The sequence below is a fragment of the Pseudomonas sp. LW8 genome, assembly GCF_041956865.1.
Taxonomy (GTDB): Bacteria; Pseudomonadota; Gammaproteobacteria; order Pseudomonadales; family Pseudomonadaceae; genus Aquipseudomonas; species Aquipseudomonas siliginis.
Window position 1 is genome coordinate 4,680,439 of the sequence record NZ_CP168138.1, and the last position, 24,055, is coordinate 4,704,493.

Annotated in this window: 21 protein-coding genes; 5 read left to right on the forward strand and 16 right to left on the reverse strand. The window is 61.1% G+C overall.

Translation table 11 applies throughout. The annotated features are described in order from the left end of the window. Nucleotides 1-7 precede the first annotated feature (7 nt). The 5 genes from AB9L16_RS21075 (at nt 8) to AB9L16_RS21095 (ending at nt 5,765) form a co-directional block, all read left to right on the forward strand. Nucleotides 8-685 carry a heavy metal response regulator transcription factor gene (locus tag AB9L16_RS21075; RefSeq protein ID WP_016773287.1) on the forward strand — a complete coding sequence of 226 codons (678 nt, stop codon included), beginning with the start codon at nt 8-10 and terminating at the stop codon, nt 683-685. Then, nucleotides 675-2,039 (forward strand): heavy metal sensor histidine kinase, encoded by a 1,365-nt coding sequence (locus tag AB9L16_RS21080; protein WP_375122665.1) that lies wholly within the window; start codon nt 675-677, stop codon nt 2,037-2,039. Before AB9L16_RS21075 ends, AB9L16_RS21080 begins: the two co-directional genes overlap by 11 nt. A gap of 299 nt (nt 2,040-2,338) precedes the next feature. Then, nucleotides 2,339-2,560 carry a hypothetical protein gene (locus tag AB9L16_RS21085; RefSeq protein ID WP_016773285.1) on the forward strand — a complete coding sequence of 74 codons (222 nt, stop codon included), beginning with the start codon at nt 2,339-2,341 and terminating at the stop codon, nt 2,558-2,560. A 194-nt stretch (nt 2,561-2,754) separates the two neighbouring features. Next, complete coding sequence (locus tag AB9L16_RS21090; protein ID WP_375122666.1) at nt 2,755-4,071, forward strand: OprD family porin; 1,317 nt, start codon at nt 2,755-2,757, stop codon at nt 4,069-4,071. A 185-nt stretch (nt 4,072-4,256) separates the two neighbouring features. After that, on the forward strand, nt 4,257-5,765 hold the full coding sequence (locus AB9L16_RS21095) for a sensor domain-containing diguanylate cyclase (protein ID WP_375122667.1): 1,509 nt from the start codon (nt 4,257-4,259) through the stop codon (nt 5,763-5,765). 179 nt (nt 5,766-5,944) lie between these two features. Here the strand turns inward: AB9L16_RS21095 and lpxC are convergent, their stop codons facing one another. The 16 genes from lpxC to mraZ all read right to left on the reverse strand — a co-directional run bounded on the left by lpxC (nt 5,945) and on the right by mraZ (nt 23,763). After that, on the reverse strand, nt 5,945-6,856 hold the full coding sequence (lpxC, locus tag AB9L16_RS21100) for a UDP-3-O-acyl-N-acetylglucosamine deacetylase (RefSeq protein ID WP_007916984.1): 912 nt from the start codon (nt 6,854-6,856) through the stop codon (nt 5,945-5,947). Nucleotides 6,857-6,968: 112 nt separating this feature from the next. Then, nucleotides 6,969-8,165: a cell division protein FtsZ gene (gene ftsZ / locus AB9L16_RS21105; RefSeq protein WP_016773283.1), complete on the reverse strand. Its 1,197-nt coding sequence runs from the start codon at nt 8,163-8,165 to the stop codon at nt 6,969-6,971. A gap of 68 nt (nt 8,166-8,233) precedes the next feature. Continuing rightward, entirely contained in the window at nt 8,234-9,493 is a 1,260-nt protein-coding gene (gene ftsA, locus AB9L16_RS21110) for a cell division protein FtsA (protein WP_016773282.1), read from the reverse strand. A gap of 15 nt (nt 9,494-9,508) precedes the next feature. Continuing rightward, nucleotides 9,509-10,375 carry a cell division protein FtsQ/DivIB gene (locus tag AB9L16_RS21115; protein WP_039761388.1) on the reverse strand — a complete coding sequence of 289 codons (867 nt, stop codon included), beginning with the start codon at nt 10,373-10,375 and terminating at the stop codon, nt 9,509-9,511. 4 nt (nt 10,376-10,379) lie between these two features. Beyond that, nucleotides 10,380-11,354, reverse strand: coding sequence for a D-alanine--D-alanine ligase (locus tag AB9L16_RS21120; RefSeq protein WP_016773280.1), 975 nt, complete (start codon nt 11,352-11,354; stop codon nt 10,380-10,382). Beyond that, nucleotides 11,351-12,811 (reverse strand): UDP-N-acetylmuramate--L-alanine ligase, encoded by a 1,461-nt coding sequence (gene murC / locus AB9L16_RS21125; RefSeq protein WP_024014243.1) that lies wholly within the window; start codon nt 12,809-12,811, stop codon nt 11,351-11,353. Before murC ends, AB9L16_RS21120 begins: the two co-directional genes overlap by 4 nt. Continuing rightward, nucleotides 12,804-13,874: an undecaprenyldiphospho-muramoylpentapeptide beta-N-acetylglucosaminyltransferase gene (gene murG / locus AB9L16_RS21130; RefSeq protein ID WP_016773277.1), complete on the reverse strand. Its 1,071-nt coding sequence runs from the start codon at nt 13,872-13,874 to the stop codon at nt 12,804-12,806. Before murG ends, murC begins: the two co-directional genes overlap by 8 nt. Further along, a complete protein-coding gene (gene ftsW, locus AB9L16_RS21135; protein ID WP_016773276.1) occupies nt 13,864-15,081 on the reverse strand; it encodes a putative lipid II flippase FtsW in 1,218 nt (405 codons plus the stop codon). Before ftsW ends, murG begins: the two co-directional genes overlap by 11 nt. After that, the gene (murD, locus tag AB9L16_RS21140; RefSeq protein ID WP_375122668.1) at nt 15,078-16,424 is read right to left on the reverse strand and encodes a UDP-N-acetylmuramoyl-L-alanine--D-glutamate ligase; all 1,347 of its coding nucleotides are present in this window, start codon (nt 16,422-16,424) and stop codon (nt 15,078-15,080) included. The genes ftsW and murD overlap by 4 nt, the downstream gene beginning before the upstream one ends. A 5-nt stretch (nt 16,425-16,429) precedes the next feature. Further along, on the reverse strand, nt 16,430-17,512 hold the full coding sequence (gene mraY / locus AB9L16_RS21145; protein WP_046026697.1) for a phospho-N-acetylmuramoyl-pentapeptide-transferase: 1,083 nt from the start codon (nt 17,510-17,512) through the stop codon (nt 16,430-16,432). Then, nucleotides 17,512-18,879 (reverse strand): UDP-N-acetylmuramoyl-tripeptide--D-alanyl-D-alanine ligase, encoded by a 1,368-nt coding sequence (gene murF / locus AB9L16_RS21150; RefSeq protein WP_024014246.1) that lies wholly within the window; start codon nt 18,877-18,879, stop codon nt 17,512-17,514. Before murF ends, mraY begins: the two co-directional genes overlap by 1 nt. Further along, nucleotides 18,872-20,335: a UDP-N-acetylmuramoyl-L-alanyl-D-glutamate--2,6-diaminopimelate ligase gene (locus tag AB9L16_RS21155; protein ID WP_375122669.1), complete on the reverse strand. Its 1,464-nt coding sequence runs from the start codon at nt 20,333-20,335 to the stop codon at nt 18,872-18,874. The genes murF and AB9L16_RS21155 overlap by 8 nt, the downstream gene beginning before the upstream one ends. After that, complete coding sequence (locus AB9L16_RS21160; RefSeq protein WP_174823877.1) at nt 20,335-22,074, reverse strand: penicillin-binding protein 2; 1,740 nt, start codon at nt 22,072-22,074, stop codon at nt 20,335-20,337. The genes AB9L16_RS21155 and AB9L16_RS21160 overlap by 1 nt, the downstream gene beginning before the upstream one ends. Beyond that, entirely contained in the window at nt 22,074-22,367 is a 294-nt protein-coding gene (gene ftsL / locus AB9L16_RS21165) for a cell division protein FtsL (protein ID WP_016773269.1), read from the reverse strand. The genes AB9L16_RS21160 and ftsL overlap by 1 nt, the downstream gene beginning before the upstream one ends. Continuing rightward, nucleotides 22,364-23,311: a 16S rRNA (cytosine(1402)-N(4))-methyltransferase RsmH gene (gene rsmH, locus AB9L16_RS21170; RefSeq protein ID WP_024014247.1), complete on the reverse strand. Its 948-nt coding sequence runs from the start codon at nt 23,309-23,311 to the stop codon at nt 22,364-22,366. The genes ftsL and rsmH overlap by 4 nt, the downstream gene beginning before the upstream one ends. Continuing rightward, complete coding sequence (gene mraZ, locus AB9L16_RS21175; RefSeq protein ID WP_007917012.1) at nt 23,308-23,763, reverse strand: division/cell wall cluster transcriptional repressor MraZ; 456 nt, start codon at nt 23,761-23,763, stop codon at nt 23,308-23,310. The genes rsmH and mraZ overlap by 4 nt, the downstream gene beginning before the upstream one ends. Nucleotides 23,764-24,055: the final 292 nt, after the last annotated feature.

Consider the following 24,055-nt stretch of genomic DNA (forward strand, 5'->3'; position numbering starts at 1 on the left):
GGCGGTCATGCGCGTTCTGATTATCGAAGACGAAGAAAAAACCGCGGACTATCTGCACCGGGGCCTGACCGAACAGGGCTATACCGTGGACCTTGCCCGCGACGGCGTCGAAGGCCTGCATCTGGCGCTGGAATGCGATTACGCCGTGATCGTCCTCGACGTCATGTTGCCGGGGCTCGATGGCTTCGGCGTACTGCGCGCATTGCGTGCGCGCAAGCAGACCCCGGTGATCATGCTCACCGCCCGCGAGCGCGTCGAAGATCGGATAAAGGGCCTGCGCGACGGCGCCGACGATTATCTCGGCAAACCGTTTTCCTTTCTCGAACTGGTCGCCCGCCTGCAAGCGCTGACCCGGCGCAGCGGCGGCCACGAACCGGTGCAAGTGACCATCGCCGACCTGTGGATCGATTTGATCAGCCGCAAGGCCACCCGCGCCGGCACGCGCCTGGACCTGACGGCGAAAGAATTTTCCCTGCTCAGTGTGCTCGCCCGGCGCCAAGGCGAAATTCTCTCGAAAACCGCCATCGCGGAAATGGTCTGGGACATCAATTTCGACAGTGACGCCAACGTCGTCGAAGTCGCGATCAAACGCCTGCGCGCCAAGCTCGACGGGCCGTTCAACGAAAAACTGCTGCACACCATTCGCGGCATGGGTTATGTGCTGGAGAGCCGTGGTGTCCAGTAACTCGATTGCCTTGCGCCTGAGCGGCATGTTCACGCTGGTGGCGCTGGTGGTGTTTCTGTTAATTGGCGGCGCGCTGTATCAACAGGTCGAAAAGGGCTTGGGATTGTTGCCCGAAGCCGAGCTGGATGCGCGGTACAGCGTGCTCGAATCCACCGTCGGGCGTTACGGCACGCCGGAGCATTGGGTGAAGATCAACAACAAGCTCAAACTGCTCGGCGAGGAAGACAAGCGCATCAGTTTCTGGATCAGCAGCGGTGATCCGCGCTACGAATACGGCAATCTCACCCCGCAGATTCGTGCCGCCATCAATGGCCCGTTGGGCATGCACGATCTGCAACTGCCCGATCAACCCTACCCACTGAAAGTGCTGGTCAGTCAGTTCCCGGCCAAGGATCAGCGCCCGCCGCTGCGCTTCATGATCGGCATCGACACCGAGACGCTGCATCAGACCCAGCATCACTTGCTCATCGCCCTGATCAGTCTGGCGATTGTCGGGGTGCTGCTGGCCTCGGCATTGGGCTATTGGGTCGCAAGAATCGGTCTGAAGCCGTTGATCAAACTGTCGCAGGAAGCCCAGCGTCTGGCACCACCACTGCGCGCCGGGCGCTTGCGTCTGTCGCCGCTGCCGCCGGAACTGGAGCAGTTTGTCGAATCGTTCAACTCAACTCTGGAACGGGTTGAACTGGCCTATTCGCGGCTGGAATCGTTCAACGCCGACGTCGCCCATGAACTGCGTTCGCCGCTGACCAACCTGATCGGCCAGACCCAGGTCGCACTGACTCGCGGGCGCTCCGCCGAACACTATTTCGAAGTGCTGCAATCCAATCTCGAAGAGCTTGAGCGACTGCGCTCGATCATCAACGACATGCTGTTTCTGGCCAGCGCCGATCAGGGCAACAAGGCGACCAAACTGACCTCGACGTCACTGGCTGATGAGGTGGCGACGACACTGGACTATCTGGATTTCATTCTTGAGGACGCGCAGGTTGAAGTGCAGGTCAGCGGCGATGCGCAAGTGCAAATCGAGGTCGCGCACCTGCGCCGGGCGTTGATCAACTTGCTCAGCAACGCGGTGCAGCATACCGATCCGGGCCAGGTGATCGAGGTGCGCATCGAGGTTGAAGAACACCAGGTGAGCATTGGCGTGGCCAATCCCGGGACGCCGATTGCCAGCGAGCATCTGCCGAGATTGTTCGAACGGTTTTATCGGGTCGATGCTTCGCGCAGCAACAGCGGCAATAACCACGGGCTGGGGCTGGCGATCGTCAGGGCGATCGCGCTGATGCATGGCGGGGATGTGTTTGTGCGCAGTGATCGGGGCATGAACACCTTTGGCATCCATCTCCCGGTCTGAATGCTCAGCCAAGCCCTGTGGCGAGGGGATTTATCCCCGCTCGGCTGCGCAGCAGTCGCAAATCCTGTGCACAAGCTCTAAGAATCTTTGAGGCTGGAATTCTTGGGGCCGCTTCGCAGCCCAACGGGGATAAATCCCCTCGCCACAGGCCACCATCACGCACAGACCGGGTTGTTACCCGTGCCGATCTTTGCTTTTGCTGTAACAGTCATTTATGAAAATCGCGCTGTTTCCCAACCCTCGGCAACCTTATCTTTGCCCGCACCAAACAGCACTCGCCAAGCGAGAAGGTTTTCAAGATGTCCAACAGTATGGGTATTGCCAGCGCATTCGTTTTGTCCTCATTGATCCTGTCGCCGATGGCGATGGCTGAAGAATCGCAAGCGTTCGTGGCGCACAACGTCGCGCGCGCACAGGCATTCGATCAGCATCAGGCCGAAGTGATGGCCAAGGCTCAAGACGCGACGCAATCCCCGCAAGCCGCTACTTCCCAGGCTCAAGCGCTCGAGAAAGACAGCTGAGTCTCACCGCGAAAGGTTTCCCTCGACGCGGTTGTTTGGCTCTTCCCGTTCAACCGTCGTCACTCCAGGCCGCTGCCATTCAGCGGCCTTTTTTCGTTGTGGTCTGAAAGCCGTCTGGCGCGTCTGAAAAAACAAGAAACATCAAGCCGCTCATGAACCAGAGCGGCCCGCTGACCCAAGGAGCTCCACCGCACGTGTTTTACCCTGCCTGCCTCACCCCGCTGTTCATTGCAATTGCCGCAACGATTGCCCCCGCTGTCCACGCCGACGAGCTCGCTGAACAAGGTTTCGTCGAAGGCTCAAGCCTCAGCCTCAATGCCCGCAACTACTACATGAATCGCAACCGCTTGCAGAAAGCGGACGACAACATTGAATGGGGGCAAGGTTTTCTCGGGGTTTTCGAATCGGGTTATACCGAAGGCACGGTCGGCTTCGGCGTCGATGCTCATGCCATGCTCGGCTTGAAACTCGATGGCGGAGGCGGTACCGACGGTTCGAGCATCCTGCCGATCAGCGACGGCAACGGCAAAGCGCCGGGCTCGTTTTCAACCGCCGGCGGGACCCTGAAGCTGCGAGCATTCGATACCGAACTGAAGGCCGGTGACCTGTTCCTCACCAACCCGGTGATTGCCGGCGGCGACACGCGGATGCTGCCGCAGACCTTTCGTGGCATCAGCCTGAGTAACCGCAGCTTCGACGGCTGGCTGATCGAAGGTGGCCAGGCCAGTTTCACCAAGCCGTATAACCAGAGCGGTCATACCCGAATCGGCACGTCCTACGGCACGCTCGCCGATGGCGATGACAGCCAACACTTGAACTGGGCCGGAGTGGCCTGGAGCGGCGTTGAAGGCCTGACGAGCAGCCTTTACGCGTCCGAGCTCAAGGACATCTGGAACCAGTACTACTACGACCTCGACTACACCTGGCACTTGAACGATGTGATAAGCCTCAACCCGGGCGTGCACTTCTATCACACGCAAGACACCGGTGATGCGCTGCTCGGCGATATCGACAACAACACCTGGAGCGCGCATCTCACCGTCGGCATCGGCAGCCACAGCGTCACTGCCGCCTATCAGCGGGTCAACGGCAACACGCCGTTCGACTACATCAGCCAGGGCGACAGCGTTTACCTCGACAACTCGCAGCAGTATTCGGACTTCAACGGCCCGAACGAACGCTCCTGGAAGCTCAAGTACGCTTACGACTTCACTGGCCTCGGCATGCCCGGATTGACCTCGGCGCTGTCCTATTCACGCGGCACGGTGGATCTGACCAAAGCCGACCCGAACAGCGCAGGCTATTCCAGCTGGTACAGCGCCGACGGCCATAACGCCAAGCATTGGGAACGCGACATCGATTTGCAGTACGTCGTGCAAAGCGGCCAGGCCAAGAACCTGGCGGTGCGCCTGCAATGGGCGACCAACCGTGGCGGCAACGGCTACGGCGCGATTGATTCGGATACAGATGAATACCGCGTGATCATCGACTACCCGGTCAACGTCTTCTAAGATCGGCGCTGCGTTTTTCAGATCCTGTGATCTACCCTGTGGGAGCGAGCCTGCTCGCGAAAGCTGATTGTCAGTCAACATCTGTGTTGAATGACACACCGCTTTCGCGAGCAGGCTCGCTCCCACAGGTTCGTCCGGCGTCAGCCCAACTAAGCTTATGAAACCACTTCAACCGGCTCCCCATCATGATCACCAGCCGCACGCCTTCCATCACAGGCCTTACCGGTCGCCCCGAGCGCCTGCTGATCCTCGGCAGCCTGCTGACGGTGATTGCGATGGTGTGCATCGTCACATTTCTGCTGATCCGCGAGTACGCCAGTGCGCAGGAAGTCGCCACGCGCCGCGCCACCACGATTGCGCAATTGATCGATGCCGATGTGCTGCGCACCGTCGAGCTGTACGACCTGACGCTGCAAGGCCTGATCGCCGCCGCTCAGCGTGACGACCTGCAGAACGTCTCGCCGCAGATCCGTCATCTGGCACTGTTCGATCGCTCTGCCACCGCGCGTTTCAAGGGCGACATCCTCCTGCTCGACAAGCATGGCGAGGTTATCGCCGACTCCTCGCGCATCGAACCGAAACCGGGCAATTTCGCCGACCGCGATTATTTCCTCGCCCATGCGTTCAACCGTGACATGGGCATGTTCATCAGCCGCCCGTTCAAGACCCGTTGCGATTGCGAAGAGGCCGATCAGTGGCGGATCAGCTTCAGCCGGCGCATCTCCTCGCAGACCGGTGAATTCCTCGGCGTAGCGGTGGCGTCGCTGAAACTCGACTACTTCGACGACCTGTTCAAAAGCCTCGACATCGGCACCGACAGCACACTGAACATCATCAACAGCGATGGCGTGCTGCTCGCGCAGAAGCCCTATTTGCAAAGCGATTCGGTCGGCAAGAGTTTCGGCAACCGGCCCAACGTCGTGCGGATTCTCAACGATCGCGATGGCAGCGGCAGTTTCACCAGTACCTCGAGCATGGATAAACAACGCCGGCTCTATACCTACTCGCGGGTGGGCAATCTGCCGTTGACGGTGATGGTCGCGCTGTCCAGCGAGGAGGTGTTCGGCACTTGGCGGCGCACGGCGATCCTGATCAGCGGCGCCACCGGCGTCTTGTGCCTGGGGCTGTTGTGGCTGACCTGGCTGCTCGCTCGGGAACTGCGTTTGCGCCATCGCGCCGAACGCGAACTGGCGCAACTGGCTGCCACCGATGATCTGACCGGCGTTGCCAACCGACGCATGCTCGACCAGACCCTGCGCCACGAATGGTTCCGCGCGCAGCGCTCCGGCCAGCCGCTGTCGGTGATGATGATCGATGCTGACCACTTCAAGGCCTTCAATGACCGCCATGGCCATCAGGCTGGGGATCAGGTGTTGCGCGAACTGGCCAAGGTAATCACCGCGAACGTGCGGCGCCCGGCGGATTTGGTCGCGCGGTATGGCGGTGAAGAATTTTCGGTGATTCTCGCCGAGACCGACAGCGCCGGGGCGCAGCAGATCGCCGAGCAGATTCGCCGGGCTGTGGAAAACTTGCCATGGGTTGAAGGCGCTGAGCGGGCGATGACCGTGAGTATCGGCATGGCCACATGGACGACGGCGAGCGAGATGACCCTGGAGCAGCTGCTGTTTGCAGCAGACAAGGCGCTGTATCAGGCCAAGGAAGGCGGGCGTAATCGCGTTGTGGTGTCAGCCTGATGTTTCCAGGGTGAAGGCACCGGCGCCTTCGCGAGCAGGCTCGCTCCCACGGTTGGAATGCTTTTCAAAGGTGGGAGCGAGCCTGCTCGCGAAGAGGCCTGATCAGGCACTAGAGAAACCACAGGCATAAAAAAAGGCCATCCGAGGATGGCCTTCAAAAAACTAGAGAGGTTTTTTACTTACACCGCCGCAACCGGGCGCATGTAAGAGATCGGTGCGGTGCTGGCGTCTTCGAACGTCACCACTTCCCACGCATCTGTCTGCTCAATCAATTTGCGCAGCAGCTGGTTGTTCAGTGCATGACCGGACTTGAAGCCTTTGAACTCACCAATCAGGCTGTTGCCCAGCAGGTACAGGTCGCCAATCGCGTCTAGGATCTTGTGTTTGACGAATTCGTCTTCATAACGAAGACCGTCTTCGTTCAACACGCCATCAGCGTCGACCACGATCGCGTTTTCCACGCTGCCGCCGAGTGCGAGGTTGTGCTTGCGCAGGTACTCGATGTCACTCATGAAACCAAAGGTACGGGCGCGGCTGACTTCTTTTACGAACGAAGTGCTGGAAAAATCCACGCTTGCACTCTGGGTGCGGTCCCGGAATACCGGGTGATCGAAATCGATCTCGAAGCTCACCTTGAAGCCTTCGAAAGGGACGAAAGTGGCGCGCTTGTCGCCGTCTTCCACTGTCACTTCACGCAGGATGCGGATGAATTTCTTGGCGGCGTCCTGTTCTTCCAGGCCTGCCGATTGAATCAGGAATACGAAGGGTCCAGCGCTGCCATCCATGATCGGGACTTCGGACGCGGAGAGCTCGACGTAGGCGTTATCGATGCCCAGGCCAGCCATGGCCGAGAGCAAGTGCTCTACCGTGTCCACTTTGACGTCGCCATTGATCAGCGTCGTCGACATAGTGGTTTCACCGACGTTTTCCGCGCGGGCAGGAATCTGCACCACAGGGTCGAGGTCAGCGCGACAAAACACAATGCCAGTGTCGACAGGCGCAGGCTTGAGGGTCAGATAGACCTTCTCGCCGGAATGCAGGCCTACACCTGTGGCACGGATAATATTTTTCAGTGTGCGTTGTTTAATCATGGCTTGGGCCGCTTCAGCGCAAATTGCGAACTGGTATCAACAAAGGCTGGCGATGATAGCAGACCATGCCTTTGCTGAACACCAATCACCTTCATAGCCCTGATACATTCCATCAATCGGCCTGACGACGCAGGAATGCCGGAATGTCCAGGTAATCCAGGTCATCCTGCGGATTCATCTTCGCGGCAGCCGCAGCACCGGCCTGAGCCTGGTTGCGCATGACGGTCGGACGGTCCAGATCACGGTAGTTCACCGCTGGCTGCTCCTGACGGGCCGGAGCCGGTTGTTGCACCTGCGCCGAAGCCATGGAGGTGTGAACGGTGTTGTCGATGACCTTTACAGGCTTCTCGATTTTCGCGCCCAGACCGGTGGCAACCACAGTCACGTGCAGCTCGTCGCGCATGTCCGGATCGATAACGGTACCGACCTTGACCATCGCGTGCTCGGAAGCGAAGGCTTCGATGATCGAACCAACGTCGGAGTACTCACCCAGGGACAGGTCAGGACCGGCGGTGATGTTCACCAGAATGCCGCGCGCGCCTTGCAGGTTGACGTCTTCCAGCAGCGGGTTGCGGATTGCCGCTTCGGTGGCTTCACGTGCACGGTTCGGACCGCTGGCGCAGCCAGTGCCCATCATCGCCATGCCCATTTCGCTCATCACGGTGCGCACGTCGGCGAAGTCGACGTTGATCATGCCCGGACGCTTGATGATGTCGGAGATACCGCGAACGGCACCGGCCAGTACATCGTCAGCCTTGGCGAAAGCCGACAAGAGGCTTGCGTCTTTGCCGAGGATGGTCAGCAGTTTTTCGTTCGGAATGGTGATCAGCGAGTCGACGCTTTCGGAAAGCATGCGAATGCCTTCGTCGGCGATCTGCATACGCTTGCGGCCTTCGAACGGGAACGGACGGGTCACGACCGCAACGGTCAGGATGCCCATTTCCTTGGCCACTTCGGCGATGATCGGCGCTGCACCGGTACCGGTACCGCCGCCCATGCCGGTGGTGATGAACACCATGTTGGTGCCGGCCAGCACTTCAGCGATGCGCTCACGGTCTTCCAGAGCGGCTTGACGGCCGACTTCAGGATTGGCGCCGGCACCCAGGCCCTTGGTCACGCCGGTGCCCAGTTGCAGGATGGTCCGCGCGCCGATGTTTTTCAGCGCTTGAGCATCGGTGTTGGCGCAGATGAACTCAACGCCTTCGATGTTGCTCTTGACCATGTGATTGACAGCGTTGCCGCCGCCACCGCCGACACCGATAACTTTGATTACCGGGCTTGCGGGGATGTTGTCTACGAGTTCGAACATTTTCCCTCTCCTTACATTCTCTAGTTTTTTCGCCTACTGCTGTTTGTAGCGGTGTTGCGGTAAAGCTTTTAAAAATTGCCCTGAACCCACTTTTTCAGTCGGTCCAGCAGCGGCGCCTGAGGCTCTTCGCTGCTGTAGCTGTCGCGGCTGCCGATGCCGGAGAACGAAACTCCATCGGACTGCTTTTGCAGGCCGTACATCAACAAGCCGACGCCAGTGGAATAAATCGGGTTGCGCACCACGTCATCCAGACCTTTCACGCCATGCGGTACACCGAGGCGCACCGGCATGTGGAAGATTTCTTCGGCCAGTTCAGTGGCGCCTTCCATTTTCGAAGTACCACCGGTGAGCACGATGCCCGCCGGGATCAGGTCTTCGTAGCCGCTGCGACGCAGCTCGGCCTGGATCAGGGTGAACAGTTCGTCGTAACGCGGCTCGACCACTTCGGCCAAGGCCTGACGCGACAGCTCACGCGGTGGACGGTCGCCAACGCTCGGCACCTTGATGGTTTCACCGGCACCGGCCAGTTTGGCCAGGGCGCAGGCGTAACGGATCTTGATCTCTTCGGCGTACTGGGTCGGGGTGCGCAACGCCATGGCGATGTCGTTGGTCACTTGATCACCGGCAATCGGGATCACCGCGGTGTGACGGATCGCGCCTTCGGTGAAGATCGCGATGTCGGTGGTGCCGCCGCCGATGTCGACCAGGCACACGCCCAGTTCTTTCTCGTCGTCGGTGAGGACCGAGTAGGCCGAGGCCAGTTGCTCAAGAATGATGTCGTCGATTTCCAGACCGCAGCGGCGCACGCATTTTTCAATGTTCTGTGCAGCGTTGACGGCGCAGGTGACCACGTGAACCTTGGCTTCCAGACGCACGCCGGACATGCCCAGAGGCTCGCGCACGCCTTCCTGGTTATCGATCACGTAATCCTGCGGCAGAGTGTGCAGCACGCGCTGGTCAGCCGGGATCGCCACGGCCTGAGCGGCGTCGAGCACACGCTCAAGGTCAGCCGAGCTGACTTCGCGATCACGGATCGCGACGATGCCGTGGGAGTTCAGGCTGCGGATGTGATTGCCCGCAACGCCGACGAACGCCGAGTGAATGCGGCAGCCGGCCATCAGTTGGGCTTCTTCGATCGCGCGCTGGATCGACTGCACGGTGGATTCGATGTTGACCACCACGCCCTTCTTCAAGCCGCGGGACGGATGCGTACCGATCCCGACGATTTCCAGCTGGCCGTCGTCCGCGACCTCGCCTACCAGCGCCACCACTTTGGAGGTGCCGATATCCAGACCGACGATCATTTTGCCGCTTTGCACGTTTGCCATGGGTCCTGCCTCTTCTTAATTCTTTGCGACAGCGGGTTGGGCTGTCGTCGGCGCTACGGGTTCCCGCCAGCCAACAGCGAGGCCGTTGGCGTAGCGCAGATCGATGCGCGCAATGTTCGTAATCTGCTCTTTCAGCGTCTTGTCATAGATGGCGATAAAGCGGCGCATCTTTTCCACCAGGTTGCCGCGTCCCAGCAGCAACTCTATGCCGGGGCCGGAACTGCCGGCACCGGTGGTCAGGAACCAGCTGCCGCGTTCACGCAATTCCAGGCGTGCAATCGAAAAACCCAGCGGGCGCAACATCTGGCTCAGCACCTGATACTGCTGCATCACCTGCTGCTGAGCCCGTTGTGGGCCGAACAGCTGCGGCAGGTGTTCGTAGTTCGCCAGTTCCTTGGGCGTGAACGCCTGGCCCTGGTTGTTGAGCAACGACTCGTCGCCCCAACGCGCCACCGGCAATTGCTCTTCGAGGCGGATCACCACCTGATCCGGCCACACCCGACGCACTTCGGCGTGGGCGATCCAGGGCATCTGCTCAAGCTCGGTACGCATACCGGCGAGGTCGATGGTGAAGAAGCTCGACGCCACGAACGGCGCGATCCGCTGCTGCACCGCCTGCTGGCTGATGTAGCTGAGGTCGCCCTGCACCGCGATCTTGCTGATCGGCCGGTCGGCGTACGGCAGCAAACGCTGCGCGCCTTCGTACGTACCAAAGCCCAGCGCCACCAGCAGCACCGGCCAGAACAGACTTTTCAGAAAGCTGAAATTGGCTTTCGGCAGGCGCGCGGACATCGGCTCTTTCGCCACCATTCGGCTGGCACCCCGCGGCACCGGCTTGCGGCCGGGTGCGGGTGGCTGATGTCTGAGATGAGCGCCTTGCATGGTCTTAACCTCGCGCCTCTGTTGCGCCTGCGTCTTCAACGCTGGCGGCCAGAATGGCCAGAACCAGTTGCTGGAAATCCAGACCGGCAGCCCGCGCCGCCATCGGCACCAGGCTGTGATCGGTCATGCCCGGTGCGGTATTGACTTCGAGGAACCAGAACTGCCCGTCGGCGTCCTGCATCACGTCCGCCCGACCCCAACCGGCGATACCCAGCGCCTCACAGGCCTTGGCCGTGAGTTCCATGAGTTCCTGTTCCTTGGCCGCGTCCAGCCCGCACGGAATGCGGTACTGGGTATCGTTGGCGATGTACTTGGCGTCGTAGTCGTAAAATGTGTGCGGTGTACCCAGGGCGATTGGAGGCAACACCTGGTCACGCAGGGTGGCGATGGTGAACTCCGGACCTTGAATCCATTGCTCAACCAAGACTTGCGAATCGTAGGTACTGGCCGCTTTCCATGCGTCGATCAACTCGGACGCAGAATTCACTTTGGCCATCCCGATACTTGAACCTTCATGCGCCGGTTTGACGATCAAAGGCAGGCCCAGTTCCGTCGCTGCGGAAATACAATCGGCTTCGCTGCACAGCACGGCGTGACGCGGCGTCGGAATCCCGAGACTGTGCCAGACCTGCTTGGTGCGCAGTTTGTCCATCGCCAGTGCGGAAGCAAGAATGCCGCTGCCGGTGTACGGGATGCCGGCGCACTCGAGCAGGCCCTGCATGCTGCCGTCTTCACCGCCGCGACCGTGGAGAATGATGAACGCGCGGTCGATCTTTTCGCTGAGCAGACGCTGCAGGAAGTCTTCGCCCACATCGATGCCGAACGCATCGACGCCAGCGCTTTGCAGCGCCTCGAGCACAGCATTGCCGGATTTCAGCGAAACCTCACGCTCGGCACTCAGGCCGCCGAAGAGCACGGCGACGCGGCCGAAGTCTTTCGGCGCGATGGTGGAGAACAGCTTGGCGTAGGCAGCAGTCATTTCAACTTCCCCTCGACCGGCGCCGCCACGGCGCCGGCGAACAATTCACTTTTCAACAGCTTCGGCGCGAGACCGCCGATATCACCAGCGCCCTGGCACAGCAGAATGTCGCCGGCGCGCAGCAGCGGCTTGACCAACGGCGCCAGGTCAACGCCCCGCTCGATGTAGATCGGGTCGAGCTGACCGCGCTGGCGGATGCTGTTGCACAGCTTGCGGCTGTCGGCGCCAGGGATCGGCTCTTCGCCGGCCGGATAGACTTCCATCAGCAGCAGCACGTTGGCGTCGGCCAGTACATTGACGAAGTCGTCGTACAGATCACGGGTGCGGCTGTAGCGGTGCGGCTGGTAGACCATCACCAGACGACGCTCCGGCCAGCCACCGCGCACGGCTTTGATCACGGCAGCAACTTCGGTCGGGTGGTGACCGTAGTCGTCGACCAGCATCACGTTGCCGCCGTCCACCGGCAGCTCGCCGTAGACCTGAAAGCGTCGACCGACGCCCTGGAAGCCTGACAGGCCCTGAACGATGGCTTCATCGCTGACGCCTTCGTCGGTGGCGATGCAGATGGTCGCCAGCGAGTTGAGCACGTTGTGGTTGCCGGGCATGTTCACCGACACATCCAGCGGCTCGCGATCCGGGCGCAAGACGGTGAAGAAGGTCTGCATGCCCTGCTGACGGACATTGATCGCGCGCACATCGGCGTCTTCGCTGAAGCCGTAGGTCACGGTCGGACGCTTGACCAGCGGCAGGATTTCGCGCACCACCGGATCGTCCAGGCACATCACCGCCAAACCGTAGAACGGCAGGTTGTGCAGGAACTCGACGAAGGTTTTCTTCAGTTTGTTGAAGTCACCGTCGTAGGTCGCCATGTGGTCGGCGTCGATGTTGGTGACCACGGCCACCAGCGGCTGCAGATGCAGGAAGCTCGCATCGCTTTCGTCGGCTTCGGCAATCAGGTAACGGCTGGTGCCGAGCTGGGCATTGGTGCCCGCTGCATTGAGGCGACCACCGATCACGAATGTCGGGTCCAGACCACCGGCCGCGAACACCGAAGCGATCAGGCTGGTGGTGGTGGTTTTGCCGTGGGTACCGGCGACGGCGATGCCGTGGCGATAGCGCATCAGCTCGGCGAGCATTTCTGCACGCGGCACCACTGGAATGCGGCGCTCAAGGGCAGTCGCCACTTCCGGGTTGGACGTGTTTACCGCGCTCGACACCACCAGCACGTCGGCGGTAGCGGCGTTCTCGGCACGGTGACCGATGAAGATCTGCGCGCCGAAGGTTTCCAGGCGCTCGGTGACCGGCGAGGCTTTCAGGTCGGAACCGGAGACTTGATAGCCCAGGTTCAACAACACTTCAGCGATACCGCACATGCCCACGCCGCCGATGCCGACGAAGTGGATGCGACGGATGCGGCGCATTTCCGGTTGTGGCATGGCTTTCTGATTCTCAACCATGGGCCACCTCCAGACAGGTATCGACCACGCTACGGGTGGCATCGGGTTTGGCCAGTCGGCGGGCCGCTTGGGCCATTGCTTCAAGTCGTTGCGGTTGCATCAAGACCTCTGTCAGGCGCGCGGCAAGATCCGCGGCACCAGTCGTTCTTTGCGGCATCAGGAAGGCAGCGCCTTCGCGGGCCAAATAATCGGCGTTGCGGGTCTGGTGATCGTCGATCGCGTGGGGCAAGGGCACCAGCATCGAGGGCAGACCGGCGGCCGCCAGCTCACTGATGGTCAACGCGCCAGCGCGGCACACCACCAGGTCAGCCCAGCCATAGGCCTGGGCCATGTCTTTGATGAACGGCTGCACCTGCGCTTCCACACCCACGGCGCGGTAACGCTCGGCAGTCACTTCATCGTGGTTTTTACCGGCCTGATGAAACACTTCCGGGCGCAGGTCGGCAGCGACTTGGGCCAGGGCTTCAGGCAGCAATTTGTTCAACGGTTCTGCGCCCAGGCTGCCACCAAGGATCAGCAAACGCGCTTTGCGCCCGGCCAGCGCCGGTCGCGATGTGTCGAGGAACAGCTCGCTGCGCACCGGATTACCGGTGGTACGGCGGCTGTCCGACAGAGTAAAGGTGTCGGGGAACGCTTCACACACTCGGGCGGCGAACGGCACCAGCAACCGATTGGCGGTGCCGGCGACAGCGTTCTGCTCGTGAACGATCACCGGCACGCCAGCCAGTTTCGCGGCAAGACCACCAGGGCCGGTCACATATCCGCCAAAGCCAACCACGCACACCGGTTTCAGGCGGCGCATGATCGCCCGCGCCTGCCACACCGATTTCAGCAGCATCAGCGGCGCCTTGAGCAGCGACAGCTTGCCCTTGCCGCGCAGACCGCTGGCGTTGATCCGGTGCAGTTCAAGCCCTGCCGCCGGAACCAGTTCGTTTTCGATCCCGCGTGGCGTGCCGAGCCAGTGCACGGTGTAGCCGCGCGCCTGAAACTCGCGGGCACAGGCCAGCGCCGGGAACACGTGGCCGCCGGTACCGCCGGCCATGATCAATACGTTAGCGCCCATGAGTCGGCTCCTCGGCGAAGTCGCTCTCTTGGAATTCCATCTCTTCGCTGCCCAGGTGGGTCCGACTCTCCCACTCGATGCGCAGCAACAGGCCCAGACAGGCGCAGCAGATCACCAGCGAGCTGCCGCCGTAACTGAGGAACGGCAAGGTCAGACCCTTGGTTGGCAGCAGGCCGACGTTCACACCGATGTTGATCAGGAACTGACCAATCCACAGGAACGACAAGCCGTAAGCCACGTAAGCGGCAAAGAACTGCTTGGCCTTCTCCGCCCACAGGCCGATGTACATGCCGCGAATACACACGAACACGAACAGCGCGACGGTGCACAGCGAACCGACTGCACCGAGTTCTTCGGCGAGCACCGAGAACACGAAGTCGGTATGCGCTTCCGGCAGATAAAACTGTTTCTGCACGCTGTTGCCCAGGCCGACGCCCAGCCACTCGCCGCGACCGAAAGCGATCAAGGCCTGCGACAGCTGATAACCGGCGCCGAACTGGTCGGCCCACGGGTCGGCGAAGTTGGTCAGACGCGCCATTCGATAGGGCTGCATCTGGATCAGCAAAACCACCGCGCCAACCGCCAGCACTACCATCAGCGAGAAGCGGAACAGTCCGACCCCGCCAAGAAACAGCATCGCCGCCGCCGCGCCCATCATGACTACGGTGGCACCGAAGTCCGGTTCCATCAGCAACAGACCCGCCATCGGCAGCAGCACGATGAACGGCTTGAAGAAGCCCATCCAGCTCTCGCGCACTTCTTTCTGCCGGCGCACCAGATAACCGGCGAGGTAGATCACCACGAACACCTTGGCGATTTCCGACGGCTGCACGTTGAAGAAGCTGAAACCGATCCAGCGCATCGAACCGTTCACTTCGCGGCCGATGCCGGGGATGATCACCATCACCAACAGGCCGAACGCACCGATCAGCATCATCCAGCCGAGGCGCTGCCAAGTGGCGATCGGGATCATCATGGTGACAATGCACGCGCCCAGACCCAGCACCACATAGATAAGGTGGCGAATCATGTAATACAGCGGACTGCCCGACTGCGCCGCCGCCACTTCGGTGGACGCCGAAGCGATCATGATCAGGCCCAGGCCGAGCAGCGCCAGGCAACCGGCGAGCATCGGGAAGTCGAGGTCGATGCCACGCCCGGTGATCAGCGGCGACGGGTACGGCTTGATGATGTTTCTCAAGTTCATGCCAGTTCCTCCACAGCGCGGACGAACTGGTGACCACGGTCTTCGTAATTCTTGAACATGTCGAAACTGGCGCAGGCCGGAGACAGCAGCACCACGTCACCCGGCTGGGCAGCTGCGCGGCATTGCGCGACGGCGTCGACCAGCGAGGTCGCGCGGATCAGCGGCACGGCATCGCCAATGGCCTCGCCGATCTTGTCGGAGTCACGCCCCATCAGCACCACGGCGCGGCAGTTGGCCGCCACCGGATCGCGCAGATCGTTGAATTCGGCGCCTTTGCCGTCACCGCCGGCGATCAGAATGACCTTGCCGTCGATGTCCGCACCGAGGCCTTCGATGGCCGCCAGAGCGGCGCCAACGTTGGTGGCTTTGGAATCGTTGTAATAGGCCACGCCATCGAGATCGCGCACCCACTGGCAGCGGTGTTCGAGCCCGGCAAACGTGCGCAGCGCCGCGAGCATGGCGTCGAACGGCAGACCCACAGCGTGACCCAGTGCCAATGCGGCGAGCGCGTTGGACTGGTTATGCGCACCGCGAATCTTCAGTTCACGCACGGGCATCAGGTTCTGGAATTCGAAGGAGAGGTACTTCTCGCCGTCTTCTTCGCGAATGCCGAACGCTTTGAAATCCGGTTTGCTCAGGCCAAAGGTCCAGCATGGCTGACCTTCACCGATCAATGGACGGCTCAGGGCATCCTGACGGTTGACCACAAACTGCTTCGCGCCCCGGAAGATCCGGTGCTTGGCCAGGTGATAGGCCGGCAGACCGCTGTAGCGATCCATGTGGTCTTCGCTGATGTTCAGTACGGTGGCGACTTCGGCGTTGAGCTGGTCGGTGGTTTCCAGCTGGAAACTCGACAACTCCATGACGTACAACTCGACATCGTCGCTGAGCAGATCCAGCGCCGGCGTGCCTAGGTTGCCGCCAACGGCGACGCGCTTGCCGGCCGCAGCCGCCATCTCGCCGACCAGAGTAGTGACGGTGCTTTTCGCGTTGGAACCGGTGATCGCGACGATCGGCGCCCGCGCGTTACGCGCGAACAACTCGATGTCGCCGGACATTTTCACGCCACGGGCTGCTGCGGCTTGCAGGGCCGGGGTCGCCAGCGCCAGGCCGGGGCTCACGTAGAGCTCGTCGGCACGGCAGAGGAATTCGACGTCCAGCTCGCCACAACGCACTTCCACGTGCGGATAGTCACGCTTGAGCGTGGCCAGTTCCGGTGGATTTTCCCGCGTGTCGGCCACAGCAAACGACGTGCCCCGGTTCGCCAGGAAGCGAACCAGGGACATGCCGCTCTTGCCGAGGCCGACAACGATGCGGAAGTGGTCAGAAGCGATCAGAGACACTCGTTCTACCTCAGCTTCAGGGTGGCAAGGCCGACCAGGACGAGAATCACGGTGATGATCCAGAAACGGACGATCACGCGCGGCTCGGGCCAGCCCTTGAGTTCAAAGTGGTGGTGGATCGGCGCCATGCGGAACACGCGGCGACCGGTCAGCTTAAAGGAGGCAACCTGAATGACCACTGACAGGGTTTCCATCACGAACACGCCGCCCATGATGAACAGGACGATTTCCTGACGGACGATCACGGCGATGGTGCCCAGTGCTGCGCCGAGTGCCAGGGCACCGACGTCGCCCATGAACACTTGCGCTGGATAAGTGTTGAACCAGAGGAAACCGAGGCCGGCACCGATCAGCGCGCCGCAGAACACGATCAGCTCGCCCGCGCCCGGCACGTAAGGAATCAGCAGATATTCGGCGAATTTCACGTTGCCCGACAGGTAGCAGAAAATCCCCAGGCCGCCGCCGACCATCACGGTTGGCATGATCGCCAGGCCGTCGAGGCCGTCAGTCAGGTTGACCGCGTTGCTCGAACCGACAATCACGAAGTAGGTCAGCACGATGAAACCGGCGCCCAGCGGAATGCTGTAGTCCTTGAGCATCGGCAGGATCAAGGTCGTTTCCACCGGCGTCGCGGCAGTCATATAAAGGAAGATCGCAGCGCCGAGGCCGAACACCGACTGCCAGAAATACTTCCAGCGGCTCGGCAGGCCACGGGAGTTCTTCTCGATCACTTTGCGGTAATCGTCGACCCAGCCGATGGCGCCGAACAACAGAGTCACCAACAAAACAGTCCAGACGTAGCGGTTGCTCAGGTCAGCCCAAAGCAAGGTGCTGACGCCGATCGACGACAGAATCAGCGCGCCACCCATGGTCGGCGTGCCGGATTTGGACAGGTGCGATTGCGGGCCGTCGTTGCGCACCGATTGGCCGATCTGACGGTTCTGCAGAGTACGGATCATCCACGGGCCATAGCACAGCGACAAGACCAGCGCGGTCAGCACACCGAGAATCCCGCGCAGGGTCAGGTACTGGAAGACCGCGAAGCCTTTGTAGAACTGTTGCAGATACTCCGCTAGCAGCAGCAGCATTAATGTTTCTCCAGACTGGACCCGCACAGAGCCGCAACGATGTTTTCCATCGCTGCACTGCGCGAACCCTTGATCAAAATGGTGGTGTTTGTGTCCTGCTCGGCGGCGAGGGCCTGGATCAGCTCGGCCTGTGTGCCGAAGTGCTGCGCCTGCTCACCGAAAGCGTTTACCGCGTGGACCATGTTCGGCCCGACCGCGTAAAGCGCGGAAACCTTGCCTCGGGCGTACTCGCCCACGTCGCGGTGCCCCTGCTCCGCCCAGTCGCCCAACTCGCCGATATCCCCGAGCACCAGGACGGTGCGGCCGGAAAAGCCGGCGAGTATATCAACGGCCGCGCACATCGAGGTGGGGTTTGCGTTGTAGGTGTCATCGATCACGCGCATGCCGTTTTTCGCCAGTTGCGCGACGGTGCGCCCCTTGACCGGTTGCACCGCGCCCAGCCCGGTGGCGATGCCGAACAGCGACACGCCCAAGGCGTGGGCAGCAGCGGCGGCAGCCAGGGCATTGGCGACGTTATGGGTACCGAGCAGGTTCAGTTGCACGCGCTCGCTACCTTCAGGGGTGTGCAGGTTGAACGCCGGGCAACCGCGGGCATCAGTGGCCAGATCGCTGGCGTGGAAATTCGCCTCGCTGTTGCTCAGGGCGAAGGTCAGCACCTGACGACCGGCAGCGCGGGTCTTCCAGATACCGAAAGCCTTGTCATCGAGGTTGAGCACGGCGATGCCATCGGCGGCCAGGCCTTCGATGATTTCACCTTTGGCTTCGACGATTTTTTCCGGACCGCCGAACTCACCGACGTGAGCGGTGCCGGCGTTGTTCAGGATCGCTACGTGCGGCTTGGTCAGGCCGACGGTGTAAGCGATCTCGCCCAGACGTGAAGCGCCCAGTTCGATGACAGCCGAGGTGTGTTCCGGCGCCAGTTCGATCAGGGTCAGCGGCACGCCGAGGTCGTTGTTCAGATTGCCACGGGTCGCCAGCACCGGACCGCGCGTGCGCAGGATGCTCGCGAGCATTTCCTTGACCGTGGTCTTGCCACTGGAACCGGTCACCGCCGCCACTGGCTGGGTGAACGCAGCACGGTTCAACGCGCCGAGTTGGCCCAGCGCCTGACGGGTGTCCTTGACCAGCAATTGCGGCAACGCGCTGTCGGCGACTTCACGCTCGACCAGTGCCGCTACGGCGCCTTTGCCGGCAACGTCGTTCAGATAATCATGACCGTCGAAACGCGGGCCGGTCAGGGCGATGAACAACTGGCCGGGCTGGATCGCACGACTGTCGATGCTGACGCCGTCGAAACTCGCGTCAGCGCCGATCAAACGGGCTTCGAGGGCGTTGGTCAGTTCACTGAGTGTCAGGGCCTTAAGCATGGGCCACCTCCCACGCGGTCAGAGCATGATCAGCCTCGACCAGATCGGAAAAGGCATGGCGCACGCCGTTGATTTCCTGATAGTCCTCGTGACCTTTGCCGGCGAGAACAATCACGTCGTCAGCGGTCGCGCCGGCGATAAGTTGCGCGATGGCCTGGCCGCGACCGGCGACGAAAGTGACTTTATCCACAGCGGTGAAACCGGCGCGGATGTCGTCGAAGATCACTGCCGGATCTTCAGTGCGCGGGTTGTCGTCGGTGACCAACACTTGGTCAGCCAGACGCTCGACCACTTCGGCCATCAACGGACGTTTGCCGCGATCGCGATCACCGCCGCAGCCGAACAGGCACAGCAATTGGCCTTTTACGTGCGGGCGCAGTGCTGTGAGAACTTTTTCCAGTGCATCCGGGGTGTGGGCGTAATCGACCACCACCAACGGCTGCGTGCCACCACCCAGACGCTGCATGCGACCGGCCGGGCCTTCGAGCTTCGGCAGCACCTTGAGAATTTCGTCGAGGGCGTAATCCAGACCGAGCAAGGCGCCGACTGCGGCCAGCACGTTACTCAGGTTGAAACGACCAAGCAGCGTACTGCGCAGGTGATGCTCGCCCTGCGGCGTGACCAGCGTGGCGCGTACACCATGGTCGTCGAACTGCGCTTCGCGGCAGAACAGGTAGGCACTGCTGTCGAGCAGGCTGTAGGTGATCAAACGCGACTCGCGCTTTTCCGCCGCCAGTTGCAGGCCGAAATCGTCGTCGAGGTTGACCACGCGGCACTTCAGGTCATTCCAGGCGAACAGCCGGGCCTTGGCCTCGGCGTACGCCTGCATGGTGCCGTGATAATCCAGGTGATCGCGGGACAGGTTGGTCATCACCGCCACATCGAACGCCAGCGCGGTGACCCGGCCCTGATCCAGACCGTGGGACGACACTTCCATGGCCACGGCTTTCGCGCCGGCCTTTTTCAGATCACCCAGGGTCGCTTGCACGGCAATCGGGTTCGGCGTGGTGTGCAGGCCGCTTTCCAGCGCGCCGTAGAAACCGGAACCCAGCGTACCGACGATGCCGCAATGCTGGCCGAGCAGATCAAGTGCCTGCGCAACCAGTTGGGTCACGCTGGTCTTGCCGTTGGTGCCAGTGACGCCGATCAGGTTCAGGTGATGACTCGGCTCACCGTAAAAACGCCCGGCAATGTCCGAAAGTTGCGCCGCCAGACCTTTGACCGGAATCAGCGGCACGTCAGTGATCGGCAGCACGGTGGCGCCTTCGACTTCATAAGCCACGGCAGCCGCGCCGCGTTGCAAGGCATCGGCGATATGCGCACGGCCATCGAAACGGCCGCCGGGCACGGCGAGAAACAAGTCGCCGGCGCGCACGTTGCGGCTGTCCAGCGCCAGTTCACGGATCAACAGATCGTGGCCGGCGTGGGGGAATATCTTGTTCAGACTTAATGACATCAGCCGCGCCCTCCATTGGCTTTCAGCGGAACGACCGGGGTGGCGTTGGCCTGTTGGGTGGTCGGCAGGTTGTCCGGGGTCACGTTCATCAGGCGCAGGGTGCCGGACATCACACGGCTGAACACTGGCGCCGACACCAGACCACCGAAGTAACCGGCCTTGGTTGGCTCATCAATCACCACAACAATGGCGTAACGCGGATCGCTCATCGGGCCGAAGCCGGCGAACAGCGAACGGTAGGAATTTTCTGCGTAGCCCTTGGTGCCGACCGAGGTCTTGCGCGCGGTACCCGACTTGCCGCCGACGTGATAAGCCGGCACCTGCGCACGGAACACGCCGCGCGGCGCTTCGATTACCTGCTGCAACATGCCCTGCATGGTTTTCGCCACGGCTTCCGGCAGCACTTGGGTGGTCTGCGGCATCTTGTCGGTTTTGATCAGGGTCAGTGGCGCGAGACGACCGTTGTTGGCCAGTGCCGAGAACGCGTGCACCAACTGGATCGCGGTCACGGAAATACCGTAGCCGTAAGACAAGGTTGCAGTTTCAGCCTTGCGCCATTCGCGGTAGTTGGGCAGATTGCCGACACGCTCGCCGGGGAAGCCCAGGCCGGTGTCCTGACCGAGGCCGACTTTCTGCGCGAGACGGAAAATGGTTTCGCCGCCGATATCGAAGGCGACCTTGCTCATGCCGACGTTACTGGAATTGATCAGGATGCCGGTCAGATCGAGCACTGGCCCTTCGGTCTTCGACACGTCTTTGATGGTGTATTTGCCGATCTGCAACGAGCCCGGATACACCTCGACGGTGTCGCTCGGTTTCCAGCGACCGGTTTCGATCGCCGCGCTCATGGAAATCGCTTTCATGGTCGAACCCGGCTCGAACACGTCGATCATGGCGCGGTTGCGCATCATCGCCGGTTGCAGGTTGCGACGGTTGTTCGGGTTGTAGGTCGGCTGGTTGACCATGGCCAGGATCTCGCCGGTCTTCACGTCCATGATCACCAGACTGCCGGCCTTGGCGCCGTTCTCGATGATCGCGTTGCGCAGTTCGCGGTTGGCCAGGTATTGCAGACGCAGGTCAATCGACAACGCCAAGGGCTTGCCGGCCTTGGCGTTCTTGGTGACTTGAACATCCTTGATCAACCGGCCACGGCGATCCTTGATGACTTGTCGTTTGCCCGGCACCCCGGCCAGCCATTCGTCATAGGCCAGCTCGACGCCTTCGCGACCGTGATCGTCGATGTCGGTAAAGCCGACCATGTGCGCGGTGACTTCACCGGCCGGGTAGAAGCGGCGGAATTCTTCGATGCCATAGACGCCCGGCACTTTCAGATCGAGCACAGCCTGACCCTGCTCGGGGGTCAGCCCGCGCACCAGATAAATGAATTCTTTGTTGGCCTGGGCTTCGAGGCGTTCGCTCAGGGCTTTCGGGTTCTGGCCCAGCGCAGCGGCGAGCGCCGGCCACTTCTCTTTGGCCGACTGCATTTCCTTGGCATTGGCCCACAGCGTAGTCACCGGCGTACTGACCGCCAGAGGCTCGCCATTACGGTCGGTGATCAGGCCACGGTGCGCCGGAATCGGAATATGCCGCAGGCTGCGCGCATCGCCCTGCCCTTTGAGGAAGTCACGGTCGACCACTTGCAGGTCGATGATGCGCCAGCAGATCGCCGCGACCATCAGACCGAGCAGCGCCACCATCAGGCGGAAGCGCCATGGGAACAGCGCGCCTTCGAGTTTCATCATGGCGCCACCATCTTCACGTCAGCCGCGCCAGGTATGTGCATCTTCAGTTGTTCGGTGGCCAGCACTTCGATGCGGCTGTGCGCAGTCCAGGTGCTCTGCTCGAGAATCAAGCGGCCCCACTCGGCCTGCGCCTTGTCGCGCACGCTCAGTTCGTTATAAAGGGTGTTGAGCAACTGCCGGTTCCAGTGCGCGCTGTACGACACGGCAATGGCCGAAAACAGCACGCCGATAAACAGCAGCAGCATCAGAAAGCTGCCGCCGGGCAGTGGTTTGGCGAAAAGCTTGCTCACCGCAACTTCTCCGCGACACGCATGACGGCGCTACGGGAACGTGGGTTGGCTTTGAGTTCGGCGTCGGAGGCCGTCTGCGCTTTGCCGTGGATTTTGATTTTCGGTTCGAAGGCGACGTGGCGAACCGGCAGGTTGCGCGGCAGGTTGTCGGCTTCGCCTTTCACCAGCTTGCGCATGAACAGTTTGACGATGCGGTCTTCCAGCGAGTGGAAGCTGATCACCACCAGACGGCCGCCAACTTCCAGCGCTTCCAGCGCGGCGTCGAGACCGGCTTCCAGATCGCCGAGTTCGTTATTGACGTGAATGCGCAACCCCTGGAACGCGCGGGTGGCCGGGTTCTTGCCCTTTTCCCACGCCGGGTTGGCGACTTTCAGCACTTCGGCCAGATCGGCGGTGCGCTCGAACGGCTTGATGTCACGACGCTCGGCAACGGCACGGGCCATACGCCCGGAGAAACGTTCTTCGCCGTATTCCTTGAACACCCGGGCGATTTCTTCCACAGGCGCGGTGTTGACGAATTCGGCAGCGCTGATGCCACGGGACGGGTCCATGCGCATGTCCAGCGGCCCGTCATTGAGGAAACTGAAGCCGCGCTCGGCGTCATCGAGCTGCGGCGAAGACACACCGAGGTCGAGCAGAATGCCGCTGACCTTGCCGGTCAGGCCTTGCTCGGCAACCACCGAACCGAGCTCGGCAAAGCTGCGCTGCACAACGACAAAGCGGCCGTCTTCGGCCGCTAGCGTTTGCCCGGTGGCAATCGCTTGAGGATCCTTGTCGAATCCGATGAGTCGACCGTCCGGCCCGAGCTGGCTGAGGATCAACCGACTGTGCCCGCCGCGCCCGAACGTGCCGTCCAGATAGCAGCCATCAGGACGTACGGCGAGAGCCTCGACGGCTTCGTCAAGCAGTACGGTGATGTGGTTAAAGCCGCTATCAATAGTCACAGGATCAAATCACGCAGTTCATCAGGCATCGCGCCCGGTTGTTGAATAGCAGCAAGGTCAGCGGCAGATACCGCATTCCATGCATCCTCGTCCCACAATTGGAACTTGTTCAGTTGGCCGACCAGCATCGCGCGCTTATCGAGCTTGGCGTATTCGCGCAAACGCGGCGGAACCAGGAAACGACCACTGCCATCGAGTTCGAGGTCGACGGCATTACCAATCAATAAACGTTGCAGGCGACGATTCTCTTCGCGAAGCGAAGGGAGTGCGCGCAACTTGGTTTCAATAATTTCCCACTCATCGAGCGGATAGACACACAGGCATGGATCAACGGCATCAATGGTCACGATCAATTGGCCGGAACTGCGCGAATCGAGCTCGTCACGGTACCGGCTCGGCATGGCGAGACGGCCCTTTGCATCGAGACTGATAGCGTTAGCTCCGCGAAACACGTCAGCGTTTCTCCAATTTTTATCGTTTTGAGCTCAAAAAACCCACTTCATGCCACTTTCCGCCACTTGCGCACACTATAGGAATGCGCCCACCACACCGTCAAGGCGCGGATTAAAGGAAAAGCCTTACAGAACGGAGATTTAGCGACGTAAAAGGAGGCTCAACGAGAATCTGACGTGAAGTTTTGGTCAATAACTTGATGCAGCACTGAAAGCTGCGCTCGAAAGTTAAAGTAGTTTGTTAAGAGTAAGATTTTTTCGGTATTACAAAGGCGCTTCGGCTGTTGATTGA